The following is a 19,888-nucleotide window of genomic DNA, read 5'->3' on the forward strand; positions in this document are numbered from 1 at the left end:
TGTAGATGCCGTTACGGACTCTGGAAACCTGGCCCCACGGCGCAATCATGCTGGACGCGCAACACACGCGTTTTGCCCTGTGGGCGCCAGACGCGTTTTATGTCAGCGTTGAATTGGAACACGGTAAATCCATTGCCATGCTGCCCCAGGCAGATGGCTGGTTCGAGACAGAAGTGGCGTGCCCTGCGGGGACACGCTACCGCTTCAACATCGATGGGGAAATGGAAGTACCCGACCCCGCTTCAAGGGCACAGGCCGACGATGTACACGGCTGGAGCCTGGTGGTCGACCCGCTCGCCTATGAGTGGCGACACAGCCAGTGGCAGGGCCGCCCCTGGCACGAAGCGGTGATCTACGAGCTGCACGTGGGCGCACTGGGCGGCTACGCTGCGGTTGAGCAACACCTGCCGCGCCTGGCCGAGCTGGGTGTCACGGCCATCGAACTGATGCCTCTGGCGCAGTTTCCCGGCGAGCGCAATTGGGGCTACGACGGGGTCCTGCCCTACGCGCCGCAATCCTCCTACGGTTCCCCCGAACAGCTCAAGCACCTGATCGACACGGCCCACGAACACGGCTTGGCCGTGATCCTCGATGTGGTCTACAACCACTTCGGGCCGGACGGCAATTACCTGGGCCAATACGCCGCAGGCTTCTTCCAGGAAGAGGTGCACACCCCCTGGGGCGCCGGCATCGACTTCAATCGCCGCGAGGTGCGGGACTTCTTCCTCGATAACGCGCTGATGTGGTTGCTGGAGTACCGTTTCGACGGCCTGCGCCTGGATGCGGTGCACGCCATCGACAACCCGGACTTCCTGCAGGAACTGGCGCACCGCGTGCGTCAGCAGGTGGACACCGGCCGTCACGTGTGGCTGATGCTGGAAAACGAGCTGAATCAGGCCAGCCTGTTGCGGCAGGATTTCGATGCGCAGTGGAATGACGATTTCCACAACGTGCTGCACGTATTGCTCACCGGCGAAACCGACGCCTACTACAGCGACTTTGCACAGGACCCGACCGCCAAACTCGCACGCTGCCTGGGCGAAGGCTTTATCTACCAGGGCCACACCACGCGCCACGGCCATGCCCGTGGCGAGCCCAGCGCCGATCTGCCACCGACCGCCTTCGTCGCGTTTTTGCAGAACCATGACCAGATCGGCAACCGCGCCCTCGGCGAGCGCCTGCACCAGCTCTGCTCGCCGCAGGCGCTCGAAGCGGCCACGGCCCTGCTGTTGCTGTCGCCGATGATTCCGCTGCTGTTCATGGGCGACGAAGTCAACGCCAGCGAGCCGTTCCTGTTCTTCACCGATCACCATGGCGACCTGGCCGAAGCCGTGCGCGAAGGCCGGCGCAACGAATTTGCCGATTTCGCCGCCTTCCATGACCCCGAGCGGCGCGAACGCATTCCCGACCCGAATGCGCTGTCGACCTTCACCCAGTCGACCCCCAGCTTTGCCGACAACGAACAGGCCGAGCTGTATCGCCACCTGCTGCGCCTGCGCCACCGGCACATCGTGCCGCACCTGCCCGGCGCCGTCGCCCTGGGCGCGCAGGTGCTGGCCGACGCCGCCGTCAGTGCGCGCTGGCGTCTGGGCGATGGCAGCACCTTGCAGATCGACCTGAACCTGGGCACCACGACGCTGGCCTGCGCCGCGTCAGGCCCGGTTATCTTTCAAACGCCGGCCAGCCAGGATGCGCAACTGCCGCCCTGCAGCGCGCGCGTCACCTTATCCCCTGTTGGAGAGCACCCTTGAGCGAAGCGAACCTGGAAATCCTCGCCAGCCGCGCGGGCCTGGCCGTCGATTGGATCGACGCAAACGGCCGCCCGCAACGCGTCAGCGCCGATGCCCTGCGTGCCGTGTTGAAAGGCCTCGGTCACCCGGCCGACAACGATGCCGAGATCGACGCCAGCCTGCATGAACTGGAACAGGCACAAAACGACAAACACCTGCCGCCCCTGCTCACCGTTGAAAGCGGCGACGGCCTCGACCTGGCGCACTTCTTCGCGCCCGACACGCCCTGCCGCGTGAACCTGGAACAGGGTGACGCCCTGGAACTGCGTCTGGACGGCAACGCCGTGCTGCCGGGGGTGATCGCTCTTGGGTATCACCAGGTGCATATCGCCGATCAGCAATTCACCCTCGCCGTGGCGCCCCGCCATTGCTACAGCGTGGCCGAAGCAGTCGACACCCGCCCTGCCCGCGCCTGGGGCCTCAGTGCCCAGTTGTATTCGCTGCGGCGCCTCGGCGATGGCGGTTTCGGCGACACCCTGGCCCTGGAAAACCTGGTGCGCGCCGCCGCCGAACGCGGCGCCGATGCGTTGGCGATCAGCCCGATGCACGCGATGTTCAGCGCCAACACCGGCAGCTACAGCCCCTACTCGCCGTCCAGCCGCTTGTTTCTCAACAGCCTTTACGCATCGCCCGCCAGCATCCTTGGCGAACGGGAAGTGCGTAACGCGATTGAGGTCCTGGATCTGGACGAAGAACTGCACCGGCTCGAACAGGAAACCCTGATCGACTGGCCGGCCGCCGCCAAGGCCAAACAACGCCTGCTGCGCGCCCTGTATGAAGATTTTCGCCACGGCCATCACCCGCAGCACGCCGACTTCCTGAGCTTTCGCCAGGCCGGTGGCGAAGCCCTGGAAAACCATTGCCGCTTTGAAGCCGTACAAGCGACGCGCGCCGCTGCCGGCGAAGACCTCGACTGGCGCCATTGGCCCGAGGACTGGCGCACGCCGCAGAGCCCGGCACTGGCGCAATTTGCCGAAGACAACCGTGATGAAATCGGCTTTTACGCCTTCAGCCAATGGCTGATCGCGCGCTGCCTGGCGCGTGCGCAACAAGCCGCACGTGGCAGCGGCATGGGCGTCGGTCTGATCGCCGACCTGGCCGTGGGCGCCGACGGCGGCGGGAGCCAGGCCTGGAGCCGCCAGGATGAACTGCTCGCCGACCTCACCGTGGGCGCGCCGCCGGATATTCTCAACCGTGCCGGCCAGGGCTGGGGCATCTCCGCGTTTTCCCCCGAAGGCCTCAAGCGCAACGGCTTTCGTGCGTTCATCGAGATGCTGCGTGCCAACTTCGCCCACGCCGGCGGCCTGCGCATCGACCATGTGATGGGCCTGCAGCGCCTGTGGGTGATCCCCATGGACGCCTCGCCGCGCGAAGGCGCTTACCTGTATTTCCCGGTGGACGACATGCTGCGCCTGCTGGCGCTGGAATCGCACCGCCACCAGGCCATCGTATTGGGCGAAGACCTCGGCACGGTGCCCGACGGCCTGCGGGAAAAACTCAGCAGCCGCTCCATCCTCGGCATGCGCGTGCTGTTGTTCGAACAGAACCATGAGGGCCGGTTCACGCCGATTCTCGACTGGCCGGACAACGCCCTGGCGACCACCAGCACCCACGACCTGCCCACCCTCAATGGTTGGTGGCACAGCCGCGATATCGACTGGAACGTTCAGCTCGGCCTGATCGACGCGCCCACCGTGGAGCAATGGAGCGAGCATCGCTTGCGTGAACGCCAGGCGCTGCGCCAGGCCTTGGGCCAGGACCCGCAGAACTTCGTCGACGAGATCCGCAACGAGACCGACCACATGATCGACGCCAGCGTGCGCTACCTGGGGCACACCCGTGCGCCGCTGGTGTTGCTGCCTCTGGAGGATGCGTTGGCCATCGAAGAACAACCCAACCTGCCCGGCACCACCGATACCCATCCCAATTGGCGCCGCCGCCTGCCGGGCGAGGCCGCGAGCCTGCTCGACAACGCCGGCGCCGCGCGTCGCCTCGAGCTGCTGGCCGTCGCGCGCAACCAAGCCTATGAGCGTGACCGATGAAAGCACTGCCCCTGCGCGCGACCCAGCGCCTGCAATTCCATAAAGGTTTTACCCTCGATGACGCGGTGCCGCTGGTGCCGTACTTCGCCCGATTGGGCATCAGCCACCTGTACGCCTCGCCGCTGCTGAGCGCGCGCGCCGGTTCCATGCACGGCTACGATGTGGTCGACCCCACCAGCGTCAACCCGGAACTGGGTGGCGAAGCGGCCCTGCGCCGGCTGGTCGCGGCGCTGCGCGAGCACGACATGGGGCTGATCCTCGATATCGTCTCCAACCACATGGCCGTTGGCGGTGCCGATAACCCCTGGTGGCTCGACCTGCTGGAATGGGGGCGCCTGAGCCCCTACAGCGAATTTTTCGACATCCAGTGGCACTCGCCGGACCCGCTGCTCAAGGGCCAGCTGCTGATGCCGTTTCTGGGCAGCGACTACGGCGAAGCCCTGCAGACCGGCACCCTGAAGTTGCTGTTTGACGCCGCGCACGGTGCGTTCTACGTCGAGCATTACGAGCACCGCTTCCCGATCTGCCCGCGCGACTACGCGATGATCCTGGGCAATGACGAGCCACTCAAACCGCTCGCCGAGCGTTTCAGCGCCCTCGCCCATCAGGACGACGCCTACGCCGAAGCCGCCTGGCTCAAGCAGGCCCTGGCCGAGCGGGCCACCGAGGTGCTGCCGGCCATCGAGCAGCGTCTGGCCGCGTTCGACAGCCGTCAACCGGACGGCTTCAAGCGCCTGCACCAACTGCTCGAACAACAGGCCTACCGCCTGGCCAGCTGGCGCACGGCGGCGGACGATATCAACTGGCGGCGTTTCTTCGACGTCAACGAGCTGGGCGGCCTGCGGGTGGAACGCACGGCCGTGTTCGAAGCCACCCATGGCAAGATTTTCGAGCTGATCAGCGCAGGGCTGGTGGACGGCCTGCGCATCGACCACATTGACGGCCTGGCCGATCCGCGCGGTTACTGCCGCAAGCTGCGTCGCCGCGTGGACTCACTGGCGCCGGACCGGCACTTGCCGATCTTTGTCGAGAAGATCCTCGGCGACGGCGAAACCGTGCGCGAAGACTGGCAAGTGGACGGCACTACCGGCTACGAGTTCATGAACCAGCTGTCGCTGCTGCAACACGACCCGCAAGGCTTTGCACCGCTGGCCGAGCTGTGGACGCGTCACAGCGAGCGGCCTTCGGCATTTATCGAGGAAGCCCGGCTGGCGCGCCAGCAGATCCTCAATGGCTCGCTGGGCGGCGACTTCGAAAGCGTGGCCCAGGCGCTGTTGCAGGTGGCGCGCGATGACGTAATGACCCGCGACCTGACCCTGGGCGCCATTCGCCGGGCCTTGCAGGAACTGATCGTGCATTTCCCGGTGTACCGCACCTACATCAGTGCCCGTGGCCGCAGCGCCGCCGACGACAAGATCTTCCAGCAGGCCATGGACGGTGCGCGCAGCACCTTGAACGAAAGCGACTGGCCGGTGCTCGAGCATCTTGAACAGTGGCTCGGCGGCCAGCCGTGGCGCAATCGCCCGGTGGGCCGTGAACGCAAGATCCTCAAGCATGCGTGCGTGCGCTTCCAGCAATTGACCTCGCCGGCCGCTGCCAAGGCCGTGGAAGACACCGCGTTCTATCGCTCGGTGGTGCTGCTGTCGCGCAACGATGTGGGCTTCAGCACCGAGCAGTTCAGCGCGCCGGTGGAGGCATTTCACGCGGTCAACCAACAGCGCCTGCAGGCGTTCCCGGAGAACCTGCTGGCCACCGCCACCCACGACCACAAGCGCGGCGAAGATACCCGCGCGCGCCTGGCGGTGCTCAGCGAGTGCGCGCCATGGTATGTCGAGCAGGTAGAGCACTGGCGCACCCTCGCCGCGCCCTTGCGCAGCGATGCCGACATACCCAGCGCTGGCGATGAGCTGATTCTGTACCAGGTGCTGCTGGGCAGTTGGCCGCTGGACATGGGCGCGGACTTTAGCGACTACCAGCAACGCCTGTGGCAATGGCAGCAGAAGGCCCTGCGCGAAGCCAAGTTGCAGAGCAGCTGGAGCGCGCCCAACGAAGCTTACGAACAAGGCGTGGAAGCATTCCTCTCGCGCCTGTTGCTCAGCGACGAAGGCCGCGCACTGCGCGATGCCATCGGCAGCGCCGCTCAGGCCATCGCACCGGCCGGCGCCTTGAATGGTCTGGCGCAAACCTTGCTTCGCGTCACCGTACCGGGTGTGCCGGACCTGTACCAGGGCGCCGAGTTCTGGGATTTCAGCCTGGTGGACCCGGACAACCGTCGCCCGGTGAATTTCAGCGCACGGCAAGAGGCGCTGGATACACCGCCGGATCCTGGTGAGCTGCTGTTCAACTGGCGTGACGGACGGATCAAGCAAGCGTTGATCGCTCAGGTGCTGGCCTTGCGCGAGGCCCATCCCGAGGTATTCCGCAGCGGCAGCTACACGCCGCTGGAAGTGGTCGGGCAACACGCCGCCCACGTGGTTGCATTCTGCCGCGAGCACGCCGGGACACAGGTGCTGGTGGTGGTGCCACGCTGGCCGCAGCGCCTGCTTGAAAAAGGTGTGCATCCCACCATCACTGCGCAGGTTTGGGGCGATACACGGGTGAAATTACCGTTCAACGCGCCAACGCAAAACTGGAAGGGACTTTTTCATACAGGCGCAGTCACACCAGACAAGGAGCTGTTGATCAGCACTGCCCTGGGGGATTTCCCGGTCAATGTCTTTATCAATCCTGATATTCAAGAAAGCTGAACATTTTCTGTGAGGAGCGTGTGATGAGTAATGAAGACAAACGCATTCGCGAATTGGCGCATCAGATCTGGGAATCCGAAGGCAAGCCCCACGGTGACGACGCACGGCATTGGGAAATGGCGCGCAAGCTGGCTGAAGCCGAGGCGCTGACGCCGAGCAAGGGCAAGCCTGCGGACAAACCCAAAACCGGCCCGAAGGCCGTGCCCAAGGCGGGGCCTAAAGCGGCGCCCAAGCCCAAGCCGGCACCACCTGCCGACAGCAAATCGGCTGCCCCGGCTGCGAAAAAGCCGCCAGCGCCGAAAAAACCAAAGCCTTGACCTCCACACCGCTTGTCGACACCGTCGGCAAGGGGTGCTTTTACCTTCCAGACAGTCAGCTGAATTTTCGTCAGTACGGCCGCGTTCGGCCTGAAAAAGACCATTGCAGGAGCAACATCATGAGCAAGCCCGACAAAAACCCTCCGACGCCGAGCCATGAGCCGTCGAGGATCCGTGAAGGTTTGCCCTTCCCGCTTGGCGCCACCTGGGATGGCCTGGGCGTCAACTTTGCGCTGTTCTCGGCCAACGCCACCAAAGTGGAGCTGTGCCTGTTCGATGACAGCGGCGAAGTGGAACTTGAGCGTATCGAGCTGCCTGAATACACCGACGAGATTTTCCACGGCTACCTGCCCGACGCCCATCCAGGGCTGATCTACGGCTATCGCGTGTACGGTGCTTACGACCCGGCCAACGGCCACCGCTTCAACCACAACAAACTGCTGATCGACCCCTACGCCAAGCAACTCGTGGGTGAATTGAAGTGGTCCGAGGCGCTGTTCGGCTACACCATCGGCCATCCGGACGACGACCTCAGCTTTGACGAACGCGACAGCGCGCCGTTCGTGCCCAAGTGCAAGGTCATCGACCCGGCGCACACCTGGGGCAACGACCAGCCGGTGCGGGTGCCGTGGGACCGTACGATCATTTATGAAACCCACCTGCGTGGCATCAGCATGCGTCACCCCTCGGTCGAGGAATCGGTACGCGGCACCTGCGCCGGCTTGATGGAAGACGATGTGCTCAAGCACATTCGCCAGTTGGGCGTCTCGTCGGTGGAGCTGTTGCCCGTGCATGCCTTCGTCAATGACCAGCACCTGCTGGAAAAAGGCATGACCAACTACTGGGGCTACAACAGCATCGCGTTCTTCGCCCCCGACCCGCGCTACCTGGCCAGCGGCAAGATCGCCGAGTTCAAGGAGATGGTTGCGCACCTGCATGAGCAGAAGCTCGAAGTGATCCTCGACGTGGTCTACAACCACACGGCCGAGGGCAACGAGCGCGGCCCTACCCTGTCGATGCGCGGTATCGACAACGCCTCCTACTACCGTTTGATGCCCGACGACAAGCGCTACTACATCAACGATTCGGGCACCGGCAACACGCTCGACCTGAGCCACCCTTGCGTGTTGCAGATGGTCACCGACTCGCTGCGTTACTGGGCCACCGAGATGCACGTCGATGGTTTCCGCTTCGACCTGGCCACCATTCTTGGCCGCTACCGCGACGGTTTCGACGAGCGCCACAGTTTCCTCGTGGCCTGCCGTCAGGACCCGATACTGCGCCAGTTGAAAATGATCGCCGAACCCTGGGACTGCGGCCCCGGCGGCTATCAGGTGGGCAACTTCCCGCCGGGCTGGGTGGAATGGAACGACCGCTTCCGCGACACCGTGCGTGCCTTCTGGAAGGGCGACGACGCGCAACTGGCTGACTTTGCCGGGCGCATGACCGCCTCGGGCGAGATGTTCAACCACCGGGGTCGCCGTCCGTACAGCTCGGTGAACTTCATCACCGCCCATGACGGATTCACCCTGCACGACCTGGTGTCGTACAACGACAAGCACAACGAAGCCAACGACGAGAACAATCAGGACGGCAGCAACAACAACCTGTCCTGGAACCATGGCGTCGAAGGCCCGACCGAAGACCCGGAAATCAACGCACTGCGCCTGCGCCAGATGCGCAACTTCTTCGCCACCCTGCTGCTGGCCCAAGGCACGCCGATGATCGTGGCCGGTGATGAATTCGCCCGCACCCAGCACGGCAACAACAATGCCTATTGCCAGGACAGCGAAATCGGCTGGGTCAATTGGGACCTGGACGAAGACGGCAAGGCCCTGCTCAAGTTCGTCAAGCGTCTGATCAAGCTGCGCCTGGCCTATCCGATCCTGCGTCGCGGGCGTTTCCTGGTGGGCGACTACAACGAAGACATCGGCGTGAAGGACGTCACCTGGCTCGCGCCGGATGGCAACGAAATGAGCACCGAGCAATGGGAGGACGCCCACGGTCGTTGCCTGGGCATGCTGATGGATGGCCGCGCCCAGGAAACCGGGATTCGCCGTGCCGGCGCCGATGCGACGTTGCTGCTGGTGGTGAACGCCCATCACGACCTGGTCAATTTCCGCCTGCCCCACGTGCCCGAAGGTCAGTTCTGGACCTGCATGCTCGACACCAACGAACCGGCGGTGCGCGGCCAGGAACGCTTCGACTTTGAACACGAGTACGCCGTAACCGGTCGTTCGCTGCTATTGTTCGAACTTCAGCGAGACGACGAGGTGTGAGATGGCTTTGCACGGATTCCTTCGCGGCTACCGGGGCTATGCGGACACGCAGGCCCTGGGTGACGCCGTGAAGGCTCTTCAGGAAGAAGGACTCGATCAACTCCCGCTGCCCGGCAGCGGGCAGACCCTGGAACGGTTCAGCCGCCTGGCGCAGGTGGCCGGGCACGACCTGCGCCTGTGCAAGTTGTTCGAGGGCCATACCGACGCCTTGGCGATCATTGCCGAGCTACGCTGCCCGCTGCCGCCACTGGGCAGCACCTGGGGCATGTGGGCCGCCGAACCGCCCAATGCGAGAGTAAGGGTGCGCAAGGCGGGCCAGCGCCTGCTGCTGGAGGGGCGCAAGGCTTGGTGCTCGGGCGCGGCGGTGGTCAGCCATGGCTTGCTCACCGCCTGGGATGAGGATGATCGCCAGCAACTGGTGGCGGTGGAAATGCACCAGCCAGGCGTCACGGTGACGGATCAAGGCTGGAACGCGGTGGGCATGGCGGCCACTGGCAGTGTCGAGGTGGTCTTCAATGAGGCCTGGGGCATTGCCATCGGCCAACCCGGGGATTACCTGGCGCGGCCGGGCTTCTGGCACGGCGGCGTCGGTATTGCCGCATGCTGGTACGGTGGCGCGCAACGCCTGGCCGAAGTGCTGCGCGAGCACTGCGGCAAACGCTCGGAACCCCATGCTCTGGCCCATCTGGGTGCAGTCGACAGTGCGCTGAACAGCGCGGCCTGTGTGCTGCGCGCCAGTGCCTGGCAGATCGACCAGGAGCCTCTGGCTGACGCGCGCCTGCTGGCGCAGCAAACCCGCGCCAGCATCGAAAACATGACCGAACAGGTGATCCACCATGTCGGACGTGCCGTCGGCGCCGGGCCGTATTGCAAGGATCCGCATTTTGCCCAGTTGATGGCGGACCTGCCGGTGTACGTGCGCCAAAGCCATGCCGAACGTGACCTCGCCTCGTTGGGCGAACTGGTGGCGGGCGAGCCGTCCGGGAGTTGGCAGTTATGAAACCCAACCCGATTGTCGGCCAGGGCACACCCTTGCACCAATGGCAGAATTCACCCCACATGGCCGGATTGCCGCAGATAAGCGTCGAACAACTGGTGCCCGAGGGCCATCGCGCCGTGATCATCGCGCCGCACCCGGACGATGAAGTGCTCGGTACGGGCGGCCTGCTGCAAGGCTTGGCCGCGCTGGGCCGGGCGATTCAGCTGATTTCGGTAACGGACGGCAGCGCCAGTCATCCGGGGTCGCAGCGCTGGCCGGTGGAGCGCTTGAGCGTGGTGCGCCCGCAGGAGTCGGCCCAGGCCCTGCATCGCCTGGGTGTGCCCTTGCACAGTCTTAAATGGCTGCGCGCAGGTTTCGCCGACAGCAAGGTCGCTGCCGGCGAAGCGCAATTGGTTGCGTTCATCCAGCGCCACCTCAAGCCTGATGATGTGGTGTTCGCCACCTGGCGCGAAGACGGGCATTGCGACCATGAAGCGGTCGGTCGCGCCAGCGCCAAGGCCGCCCAGGCCGTAGGCGCAACTTTGTACGAACTGCCGGTGTGGACCTGGCACTGGGCGACACCCGAGGACAGCCAGGTGCCGTGGCACCGCGCGCGCAAGATCCCGTTGAGCCCTGAAGCGGTGGCTCGCAAGCGCCACGCGATCCATGCGTTTGCCAGCCAATTGGAGGGTGACCCGCAGATCGGTCTGCCGCCAGTCCTGGCGCCCTATGTGGTCGAACGGTTGCTGCAACCGTTTGAAGTGGTGTTTGTATGAGTGTCGCAACGCCCTACTTCGACCAATTATTCGACGGTAACGATGACCCCTGGGCGTTTCGCCAACGCTGGTACGAGCAACGCAAACGCGCGCTGACCCTGGCCGTACTGCCGCGCCCGCACTACGCCTCGATCTTCGAACCCGGCTGCGCCAACGGCGAGCTGAGCGCCGCACTGGCGCCGCGCTGTGACCGGTTATTGTGCTGCGACACCGCCTCGGCGGCGGTGGCCCTGGCAAAAAAGCGCCTGCAGGACTTCCCCCACGTGCAGGTGCAGCAAAGCCGCCTGCCGCAGGAATGGCCCGAGGGCCAGTTCGAACTGATTGTATTGAGCGAATGGTGTTACTACCTGGATGCCGATGACCTTTCCCGCCTGATCGACCGTGCCCTCGGATCGCTCAGCGCCAACGGGCAACTGCTCGCCTGCCACTGGCGCCCGGCCATCGACGGCTGCCCGCAGACCGCCGAACAGGTGCATGCCCTGCTCGACCAGCGCCTGGCGATGCCACGCGTGCTGATGCACCACGAAGCGGATTTAATCCTTGATCTGTGGAGCCGTGACGGCACCTCGGTGGCCACTCACGAAGGCCTGCGATGATAGCAACGCCTCAAAAATCGTCGTTGTGCCCTGTGACAACGGCGGATCCTTGTCTATGCTGACAACGCCTGACTGGGATTCCCGGGCTGGAATGCCAGGCATTCGTCGCAACGGAGTCTGCGGCGGTTACCCAAGTGTCGTACCGCATGCGGTGGCGACCGAGTTCAATCGACAAGGATGTGTCCCCCATGAATCCTGCTTCCCTGCGTGACGGCCGCCGCGGTCCTGCGCAAGTCTGGAACAGCGCGCCGCAATTGGCGCAGATCCCCACTATTCACCCCAACTCATTGGTACCGCCAGGTGCGCGCGTGGTAGTGGTTGCGCCGCACCCGGGCGATGAAGTGCTGGCCTGTGGTGGTCTATTGCAGCGCCTGAGCGTGCTGGAACACCCGCTGCAATTGATCTCGATCACCGACGGCAGTGCCAGCCATCCAGGTTCCCGGGTGTGGCCGGCCAGCCGGTTGAGCGTGGTGCGGCCCCAGGAAAGCGTGGAAGCGTTACGCCGTCTGGGCATGCCGCTGCACAGCCTTAAATGGATTCGCGGCGGTTTTCGTGACGGCGGCCTGGCCGACGATGAACACGCGGTGAGCCAATTTATCGCGCGTTACCTGCAACCCGGCGACGTGGCCTTCACCACCTGGCGCCACGACGGCACGCCCGATCACGAGGCCGTTGGGCGTGCCTGCGCGACGGCCTGCAACCTGGTGGGCGCCCATCTGTACGAATTGCCGGTGTGGGCGTGGCACAGTCCGGTGCGCGAAGGCTCGACGATTCCCTGGCTGCGCGCGCGCAAGGTGCGCCTGGATAGCTGGTGCGTCGCGCGCAAGCTGCACGCCGCCCACGCCTTCGCCAGCCAGCTGGCCGGCGATCCCGCCATCGGCCTGCCGCCGATGCTCGCCCATGATCTGCTCGAGCGGATGCGCGAACCGTTCGAGATTGTGTTCGTCTAGCGCCCGGATTGAAGGCGAGGTGCGTGCCCTCGCCCGAATGTCGTTCAGTTATGCGAACGCAGTGCTTGAAGCGACGAAGGTCAAATGAGCGACCGTTCGACTTGCACGTGAAGGCGATTTTTTGGTGTGTATATCCGTTGATGCGGTGACGGCGACTTAGGGTTCCGCCCTTACGGCGGGTCACTTTGGAAAAGCCCCAAAGTAACCAAAGGGCTCTTGCCCCACCACTCGGCACCTCGCCTAGGCTCGGTGTGCCCGCACGCAGGCTTGAATCCGTGGGCCGCCGCAATGGGCCATCCCTGGCCCAGTGCGGCTAACCCGGCGTCCTGCCGGGTTACCCACGGATTCAAGCCTGCGTGCGGCCAGCGTGGTTGACGGGGCGCTTCCAGATCAAAAGCAAAAGCAAAAGCGTGGCGGCCTGAGAGCCGACCGAAATGGTCTGCCGAACGCTGTACAAAATGTGGGAGGGGGCTTGCTCCCGATGGCGTCGGCCCGGCAGACATTGATGTTGACTGACCCTCCGCTTTCGCGGGCAAATCGCACCGCCGCTCCCACGGGCGAATCTGCACTTAACTAAACGGCATTGGCCCTCACCCCAGACGGCTTACACATCATCCTTAATGTGAAAAATTCGTTAACCAATTCTCTGCAAAGACTTTTTTGCCCGGACACCTTCTGTCACACTGATGCGAATAATTATCAACCGTTTTATTATTCGCTACAGAAGGCGCATCGGGGAGAGCTTGTTCCATGTCTGTGCAACAACAAGGCAACACCATTTTTGCACCGAGCTTGATGGCGTTGGCCATTTGTCTCGCCAGCTCACACGCGGCCTTTGCCGCCGAGGTCGAGCCCTCCTCCGGCCCTATCGAACTGGGCGCCACACAAGTTTCCGGCGAGGGGCAATTGGGCGAAACCACCGAGGGCACGCAGTCCTACACCACGGGCGCGATGAAAACCGCGACCAAGCTGCCCCTGACCCTGCGTGAAACCCCACAGGCCGTCACCGTTGTCACCCGTCAGCGCATGGACGACCAGGCGATGACCAGCATCAATGATGTGGTCGCCGCCACCCCGGGGTTATTCCTCAACTTCTCCAACGGCCCTGGCCGGCAGTCGTACACCGCGCGCGGTTTCGACATCGATAACCTGATGTACGACGGCATTCCAAGTGGCTACAACGGCGTCAACGTGGGTGCCCAACCGAACCTGGCGATGTTCGACCGCGTCGAGGTGGTGCGTGGCGCTACGGGCCTGGTCACCGGCGCGGGTAACCCGTCGGCCGCCATCAACCTGATCCGCAAGCGGCCGCTGGACGAGCAGAAAGTCACCCTCACCGGCGCGGCCGGCACCTGGGACAACTACCGTGGCGAGCTGGATGCCTCCAGCCCGCTGAATGACAGCGGCACCTGGCGTGGCCGGGTGGTCACCTCCTACCGCGATGCCAACAGCTTTATCGACAATGTCGGGGATTACCACGGGCTGTTCTATGCGGTCACCGAAGCCGACCTCAGTGAAAACACCCGCCTGACCCTGGGTTTCTCGAACCAGAAGGACAAGACCAACTACTTCTGGGGCTCGTCGATGGTAGGCCAGGATGGTCACCACTTGAACCTGTCGCGCTCCTACAACCCCGGTACACGTTGGGAGAACAAGGACCAGGAAATCAACACGGTCTTTGCCGAATTGCGCCAGCAACTGGCCAACGACTGGAAACTGCAGGTCAACGCCAACTACGCCGAGCAGAACGCCCTTTTTTCCGGTTCCTACCAGTCGCGCTGGGTCAACAACACCCTGGCCCGCACCGTGTACCAGTCGGCGGCGGATGAAAACCAGGCGGGCCTCGACGCCTTTGTCAGCGGCCCCTTCCAGGCGCTCGGGCGCACCCATGAGCTGGTGGTGGGCGCCAGCCGTCGCGTCTACGACCTGACCACTCACAGCTACTCGCCATACGACATGAACTGGCCACTCACGGCGGGCAAGCCGGAGTTCGCCCACACCGCCAACGGTCGTGAAGTCACCACCCAAGACGGTGTCTACGTGACCACCCGCCTGAGCCTGGCCGACCCATTGAAGCTGATCCTCGGCGCCCGTCTGGACTGGTACGACTACGACAACCACGATGGCGACGGCGACTACAAGGTCACCCGTAACGTTACCCGCTACGCCGGCCTGATCTACGACCTGGACGATCATCATTCGGTGTACGCCAGCTACAGCGATATCTTCACCCCACAGACGGCCAAGGACACCTCCGGCACCCCGGTCAGGCCCATCGTCGGCAAGAACTACGAGGTGGGCATCAAGGGCGAATACCTGGGTGGCGCGCTGAATGCCAGCGTCGCGCTGTTCCGCGTCGATCAGCAGAACCGCGCCGTCGACGTGGTGGTGCCGAACTGCCCGCAGGCCTCCTGCGCTGAGGCCTCGGGCGAGATTCGCAGCCAGGGTATCGACTTCGAACTGCAAGGCGCCCTTACCGAACACTGGCAAGTGGGCGGTGGCTACACCTACGCGCGCACCCACGTGATCAAGGACCCGTCCAATCCGCAGAGCGTGAACAAGCAGTTCGACACCGACACCCCGGAACACCTGTTCAAGCTCACCACGCGCTATAACTTCCAGGGCCCGCTGGAAAAACTCCGCGTGGGCGGCAACATCTCCTGGCAGAGCCGCATGTACAACGACCTGACCGTCGCGGATGGCAGCCGCTACCGGCTCAAACAGGGCGCTTATGCCGTCACCGACCTGATGGCCGGCTACCAGGTCAATCAGCATCTGGACCTGCAGCTCAACGCCAACAACATCTTCGACCGCACGTACTACGAGACCATCGCCAACTCCGTGGACTATGGCGGCGATTCCTACGGCGCACCGCGCAACATGATGCTGACCGCCAAGTACAGCTTCTGACCCTCCTGCGGCTGCCCGCCCGGGCAGCCGTTCCTGGCTTAAAGTCCCGTGCGGGCTTGCCGATAACAGCCTGAAGCGCAAAAAAACAACGATCCGCTTCACTCAGCACGCGGCCGTCGTGGCACGCCCCATGCTTTGTTCCTGGCCAAACCACAAGGAGTAAACGTGAATGCCCGTCCCCAGCCCCTTTTTGGAGCACTACCGCAAGGCCGACCGCATCATGCTGGCGCTTATCTGGCTGATGTTCCTGTTTTCCCTGGGCCTGGCGTTCTGGCATGACACCCTGATACAGGCGCTGTTGGTCGGCGGCGGCACTGCTTTGGTGCTCACCGTGCTGTACCGCGCCATCGGTGGCAGCCGGTTGATGCGTTGCGCACTGGGCGCCGGCCTGATGGTGATGGCCGCGCTGCATATCAACCAGGCTCAGGGCGTGATCGAATCCCACTTCGGGATCTTCGCGCTGCTGGCAGTGCTGACCTTTTACCGTGACTGGCTGCCGATCCTGGTGGCCGCGGCGACCATCGCCGTGCATCACGTGGTGTTCCACGCCTTGCAGCATCAGGGCTTCCCGGTGTTCGTGATGGAGCATCACGGCGGCTGGACGATGGTCTTCGTGCACGCGTTCTACGTGGTCATGGAAACGATCGCACTGCTCTATCTCGCGGTGCACAGCCAGGCCGAAGCAGTCGAAAGCCAGGAAATGCTCGACAAGATGCTCGCAGTGACCTCGCAGTTCACCGCCGAAAGCGCGCACACCGAAGGCAAGGTGCATGTGTCCCTGGCCAAACGGTTCGACCACTTCCTGCAACAGCTCACCCTCCTGATCGACGGCGTCGCCCGCGACTCCCATGGCCTGGGGCAACTCGGCCAGGAACTGGCCAGCGCCAGCGGCACCCTGGAAAAAGGCGCTCGGCATCAACTGGCCGAGATCACCGAGATGACCGGTTCGATGCAGCGCATGGAAGACGCCATGGGCCACATCACGGTGCAGGTCGAACAGGCCGTGGAGCACGCTGGTCAGGCCAGCCGCCAGATCGTGCGCGGTCAGGAGAGCGTCAGCCGCGCCCGCCAGGAGATCAACCAACTGGCCTCGCACATCAACGGCACCGAATCCACCGTCCAATCCCTGGCCGCCCAGGCCGAACAGATCGGCTCGGTGCTCGAGGTGATCAGCAGCATTGCCAACCAGACCAACCTGCTCGCCCTCAACGCCGCCATCGAAGCCGCCCGCGCCGGCGAGCAAGGCCGCGGCTTTGCGGTGGTGGCCGATGAAGTGCGCAGCCTGGCCCAGCGCACCGCCCTCTCCACCCAGGAAATCAAGACCATCATCGAAGGCCTGCAACACGGCAGCCGGCAGGCCGTCGCCGCCATGCACGACAGCCGCGAAGGCGTGGAACGCTGTGTGGAAGACAGCCGGCTGGCCGTCGAGATGCTGCAGGCGGTGGGCCATGACATCGCGCAGATCGACGCGCTCAACGGGCGCATCGTCAGCACCACCCGCGACCAGTCTTCGGCGAACCTTGAGATCGTCGGACGCCTGCAGTCGGTGCAGAGCATCGCGCAAAGCACCGCCGACGACGTGGAAACCCTGGCGCGCAGCAGCGAGCGCCTGCCGCCGATTGCCGTGCGCCTGGACGCGCTGGGGCGCAGGTTTCACCCCTGACAATCAACCTGTGGGAGGGGGCTTGCTCCCGATTGCGGTGGGCCAGCCAGTACATCTTTGGCCGATACACCGCAATCGGAGGCAAGCCCCCTCTCCACATGGGTTACTCTGCGCGCCTCTGCATCGCCTCCCACCAGGATTCACGACATGCGCCTGCCCGATTTCATCCTCGAACACCTCGAGCCGATTCTGCAGGCCTGGGAAGATTTCGCCAGAACCATCAAGACGCCGGGCGCCGAGCTCGACAGCCTGGCGCTGCGCGATCACGCCGAGCAGATGCTGCGGGCCATCGTGTCGGACCTGCGCACCCGGCAGACCCGTCGCGAGCAAACGGCCAAGGCCCAGGGCCATGGCCCGGTGGATGAGCAGGAAACCGCCGCCGAAACCCACGCCATCACGCGGCTGATGGCAGGTTTCACCATTGACCAGATGGTCTCGGAATACCGCGCCCTCAGAACCAGTGTGGTCAGCCAGTGGATGCGCCAGGTCCAGGACGGCACGCCGATCAACGTCGACGACATGACCCGCTTCCACGAGGCCATCGATCAGGCACTCGCCGAATCCATCGCCAGTTACTCGCGTGCGGTCGAGGCCTCGCGCAACGTGTTCCTCGGCATTCTCGGTCACGACCTGCGCACCCCGCTTGGCGCAATCATGCTGGGTGCCGACACTCTCAGGCGTTTGGAAGGCGCCGGCGCCCGCTCGACCAAAGTCGCCAATCAGATCTACACCAGCGTGCGGCGCGCGAGCCAGATTGTCGGCGACCTGCTCGACCTGACCCGCTGCCAGATGGGACCGGGGATTCCGGTCAGAACCGCAGCGGTTGACCTCGCACCGCTCTGCGAGCGTGTGGTTGAAGAAATCCAGGCGTTTCATCCCGAGGCCAGGATCGTGCTCGAAACACCGTCACCGGTCGCCGGGCTGTTCGATGGCGCGAGGATGCAACAGGTCTTCTCGAACATCATCAGCAACGCGGTGCAGCACGGCGACACCGCCCGGCCTATCAAGGTCGAGCTGACGACTCACGAGCACCACGCCGTGTTCTCGGTGCACAACAACGGCGAGGCGATACCCGAGGACGTGCTGCCGTTCATCTTCAACCCGATGGGCCGTTTCTCCCAACGCACGGCGATTGATCACGGCCCCACGGAGGGCTTGGGCCTGGGTCTTTTTATCGCGTCGGAAATCGTGGCGTCACATGGTGGAACGATCGAGGTCAGCTCTGACGCGGATCGGGGCACGGTGTTCCAGGTAAAGATAGCGCTGGATAAAGACGCCTCCACCATTGCCTGACGCCGCGTGACAATCAGCGTTTCTTCAAACGCGCCAACACCTCGTCACACGCCTGAGCCCAGGCCTGGGTGGCGCCCTGCTCCCTCAGCACCTCCAGCCCCGCACGGGTAAAGGTGCCCGGCGTCGCAATCGCTTCGCCCAGCGCTTTCACGCTGGTGTCGGGTTGGTGGCGGGCACTGGCCAGGCAATCCTGCAGATTGCCCATCACCAGTTGCCGCGCCTGCTCCTCGGACAACCCCCTGGCGGTAAACCACTGCTGAAGGTCATGCACCAGGAAATAGAACCAGCCGTTCATGCAGGCCGCGACCGTGGCCAGTTCGAACTCGGGCTCATCGTCCAGCACGACCAATTGCCCGAGCGCGCCGAGTACCGATTGATGGGGCTCGCCACCTGGGCTGATCACCACCGTGGACTGGTTGATCTGCGCCGCATACGACAGCATCGCCCGCACCGGCAGTGCTGAGGGAAAGTGCCCGGCGAGGTCGCCGAGGGTCAACCCGGCGACCAGCGAGACCAGCGTCTGCCGAGGCTTGAGCTGCACCTGCGCAGCAAGCTGCGCGACCGCATCAGGCCGCACGCCGAGGAACAGCAGGTCCGATCCATCGACGACGGCTTGATTGTCGGCCATCACCTCGCAGGCACAACGATTGGCCAGCGCCTGGGCACGTTCATGGTTGCGCGCAGACAGCAGAATTTGCCCGGTGAAGCCACTGCGGCGCAGGCCGATCACGACTTTCTCGGTGAGCTCGCCGACGCCTAGTATTCCGATGTTCAGCATGTGATTGCTCCGTTTTGTTCGCAGTGCCGTTTTGCTAAAGTTCGCGACTGACAAGCCGACAGTTTTTGTTCCTACTTCACGGATGATTTCAAATGTTCCGATCCGTTTTTTCCGGCGCTGCCTTGCTCGCCGTCGCCGCTGCCTGTAATGCCGCCCAGGCTCAGACCGTCACCACGCCCGAACAGCTCCTGACCGAGTTCTCTCGCTGCGATGCGCATTTCTTCGAGAGCCTGCGCGACGCCCGCCTGCCGGCAGATACCTTGCGCCTGAGTCAGTACGGCTCGGTCAAGGCGCCGACCATCATGAACCCGTTGCAGGAAGGTGGCACCTATCAACGCTTCGAAAAGCCCCTGATCGTCAACGGCGTGCCTCTGATCGGCTACTACAACCAGGCACAAACCATGAACGACGTCGGCAACTTTCTGTTCTGGGGTTTCGTAGCCGATGGTCTGCCGCAAGAGGTGGCCGAAAAACTCAAGCCGCTGATTGTCGATAACGCACGCTTTGTCAGTGAGGGCAAAGCCATTGCCCGCGCCGAAATTCGCCGCGTCGGTGACCCCATCGGCCAATGGCGCACCGAAGGCTTGACCGGCCCTGGCGTCGCCACGCCGTTTGGTTTCGTAGACCGCGTGTTCATGGTCGACAAGGGCGACGCGACACCGCCACTCAAGGGACACACCACTGTGTTCTGCTCGCTGCAAGGCACCGTGACCGCACCGCTTTTGCAGGTCTATCGCCCTGACCTCAACGCTCGGCTGTTTGACTGAC

14 protein-coding genes are annotated in these 19,888 nt (G+C 63.9%); 13 read left to right on the plus strand and 1 reads right to left on the minus strand.

The annotated features are described in order from the left end of the window. Positions 1–5 precede the first annotated feature (5 nt). The 12 genes from treZ (at position 6) to ACXX81_RS10905 (ending at position 18,342) form a co-directional block, all read left to right on the plus strand. Complete coding sequence (gene treZ / locus ACXX81_RS10850) at positions 6–1,751, plus strand: malto-oligosyltrehalose trehalohydrolase (protein WP_458571653.1); 1,746 nt, start codon at positions 6–8, stop codon at positions 1,749–1,751. Further along, positions 1,748–3,832 carry a 4-alpha-glucanotransferase gene (gene malQ, locus ACXX81_RS10855; RefSeq protein WP_458571654.1) on the plus strand — a complete coding sequence of 695 codons (2,085 nt, stop codon included), beginning with the start codon at positions 1,748–1,750 and terminating at the stop codon, positions 3,830–3,832. The genes treZ and malQ overlap by 4 nt, the downstream gene beginning before the upstream one ends. Then, on the plus strand, positions 3,829–6,579 hold the full coding sequence (locus ACXX81_RS10860; protein ID WP_458571655.1) for a malto-oligosyltrehalose synthase: 2,751 nt from the start codon (positions 3,829–3,831) through the stop codon (positions 6,577–6,579). The genes malQ and ACXX81_RS10860 overlap by 4 nt, the downstream gene beginning before the upstream one ends. Before the next feature lie 23 nt (positions 6,580–6,602). Beyond that, the gene (locus tag ACXX81_RS10865; RefSeq protein ID WP_209981752.1) at positions 6,603–6,896 is read left to right on the plus strand and encodes a DUF2934 domain-containing protein; all 294 of its coding nucleotides are present in this window, start codon (positions 6,603–6,605) and stop codon (positions 6,894–6,896) included. A gap of 119 nt (positions 6,897–7,015) precedes the next feature. Continuing rightward, complete coding sequence (gene glgX / locus ACXX81_RS10870; RefSeq protein WP_209981750.1) at positions 7,016–9,175, plus strand: glycogen debranching protein GlgX; 2,160 nt, start codon at positions 7,016–7,018, stop codon at positions 9,173–9,175. 1 nt (position 9,176) lies between these two features. Further along, positions 9,177–10,175, plus strand: a complete 999-nt coding sequence (locus ACXX81_RS10875) for an acyl-CoA dehydrogenase family protein (RefSeq protein WP_458571656.1) — start codon at positions 9,177–9,179, stop codon at positions 10,173–10,175. Further along, positions 10,172–10,930 (plus strand): PIG-L deacetylase family protein, encoded by a 759-nt coding sequence (locus tag ACXX81_RS10880; protein WP_209981747.1) that lies wholly within the window; start codon positions 10,172–10,174, stop codon positions 10,928–10,930. Before ACXX81_RS10875 ends, ACXX81_RS10880 begins: the two co-directional genes overlap by 4 nt. Beyond that, positions 10,927–11,526, plus strand: coding sequence for an SAM-dependent methyltransferase (locus tag ACXX81_RS10885; RefSeq protein ID WP_458571657.1), 600 nt, complete (start codon positions 10,927–10,929; stop codon positions 11,524–11,526). The genes ACXX81_RS10880 and ACXX81_RS10885 overlap by 4 nt, the downstream gene beginning before the upstream one ends. A 188-nt stretch (positions 11,527–11,714) precedes the next feature. Continuing rightward, complete coding sequence (locus ACXX81_RS10890) at positions 11,715–12,476, plus strand: PIG-L deacetylase family protein (protein WP_458571658.1); 762 nt, start codon at positions 11,715–11,717, stop codon at positions 12,474–12,476. A 750-nt stretch (positions 12,477–13,226) separates the two neighbouring features. Beyond that, a complete protein-coding gene (locus ACXX81_RS10895) occupies positions 13,227–15,386 on the plus strand; it encodes a TonB-dependent siderophore receptor (RefSeq protein ID WP_458571659.1) in 2,160 nt (719 codons plus the stop codon). Between the two features lie 970 nt (positions 15,387–16,356). Next, positions 16,357–17,049, plus strand: coding sequence for a methyl-accepting chemotaxis protein (locus tag ACXX81_RS10900; RefSeq protein WP_458572578.1), 693 nt, complete (start codon positions 16,357–16,359; stop codon positions 17,047–17,049). A gap of 147 nt (positions 17,050–17,196) precedes the next feature. After that, positions 17,197–18,342: an ATP-binding protein gene (locus tag ACXX81_RS10905; RefSeq protein WP_458571660.1), complete on the plus strand. Its 1,146-nt coding sequence runs from the start codon at positions 17,197–17,199 to the stop codon at positions 18,340–18,342. A 13-nt stretch (positions 18,343–18,355) separates the two neighbouring features. On the opposite strand, the gene ACXX81_RS10910 is transcribed toward ACXX81_RS10905, so the two are convergent. Further along, positions 18,356–19,120 carry a pyrroline-5-carboxylate reductase family protein gene (locus ACXX81_RS10910; protein WP_458571661.1) on the minus strand — a complete coding sequence of 255 codons (765 nt, stop codon included), beginning with the start codon at positions 19,118–19,120 and terminating at the stop codon, positions 18,356–18,358. 92 nt (positions 19,121–19,212) lie between these two features. On the opposite strand from ACXX81_RS10910, the gene ACXX81_RS10915 reads away from it, so the two are divergent. Further along, positions 19,213–19,887: a hypothetical protein gene (locus tag ACXX81_RS10915; protein WP_458571662.1), complete on the plus strand. Its 675-nt coding sequence runs from the start codon at positions 19,213–19,215 to the stop codon at positions 19,885–19,887. The last annotated feature ends 1 nt before the right edge of the window (position 19,888 follow it).

Source organism: Pseudomonas sp. GNP013, assembly GCF_054343995.1.

Excerpts from the sequence above, each read along its gene's own strand:
- treZ (WP_458571653.1), top strand. The coding sequence starts at position 6 with ATGCCGTTACGGACTCTGGAAACCTGGCCCCACGGCGCAATCATGCTG.
- ACXX81_RS10860 (WP_458571655.1), top strand. The coding sequence starts at position 3,829 with ATGAAAGCACTGCCCCTGCGCGCGACCCAGCGCCTGCAATTCCATAAA.
- ACXX81_RS10865 (WP_209981752.1), top strand. The coding sequence starts at position 6,603 with ATGAGTAATGAAGACAAACGCATTCGCGAATTGGCGCATCAGATCTGG.
- glgX (WP_209981750.1), top strand. The coding sequence starts at position 7,016 with ATGAGCAAGCCCGACAAAAACCCTCCGACGCCGAGCCATGAGCCGTCG.
- ACXX81_RS10875 (WP_458571656.1), top strand. The coding sequence starts at position 9,177 with ATGGCTTTGCACGGATTCCTTCGCGGCTACCGGGGCTATGCGGACACG.
- ACXX81_RS10880 (WP_209981747.1), top strand. The coding sequence starts at position 10,172 with ATGAAACCCAACCCGATTGTCGGCCAGGGCACACCCTTGCACCAATGG.
- ACXX81_RS10885 (WP_458571657.1), top strand. The coding sequence starts at position 10,927 with ATGAGTGTCGCAACGCCCTACTTCGACCAATTATTCGACGGTAACGAT.
- ACXX81_RS10890 (WP_458571658.1), top strand. The coding sequence starts at position 11,715 with ATGAATCCTGCTTCCCTGCGTGACGGCCGCCGCGGTCCTGCGCAAGTC.
- ACXX81_RS10895 (WP_458571659.1), top strand. The coding sequence starts at position 13,227 with ATGTCTGTGCAACAACAAGGCAACACCATTTTTGCACCGAGCTTGATG.
- ACXX81_RS10900 (WP_458572578.1), top strand. The coding sequence starts at position 16,357 with ATGGGCCACATCACGGTGCAGGTCGAACAGGCCGTGGAGCACGCTGGT.
- ACXX81_RS10905 (WP_458571660.1), top strand. The coding sequence starts at position 17,197 with ATGCGCCTGCCCGATTTCATCCTCGAACACCTCGAGCCGATTCTGCAG.
- ACXX81_RS10910 (WP_458571661.1), bottom strand. The coding sequence starts at position 19,120 with ATGCTGAACATCGGAATACTAGGCGTCGGCGAGCTCACCGAGAAAGTC.
- ACXX81_RS10915 (WP_458571662.1), top strand. The coding sequence starts at position 19,213 with ATGTTCCGATCCGTTTTTTCCGGCGCTGCCTTGCTCGCCGTCGCCGCT.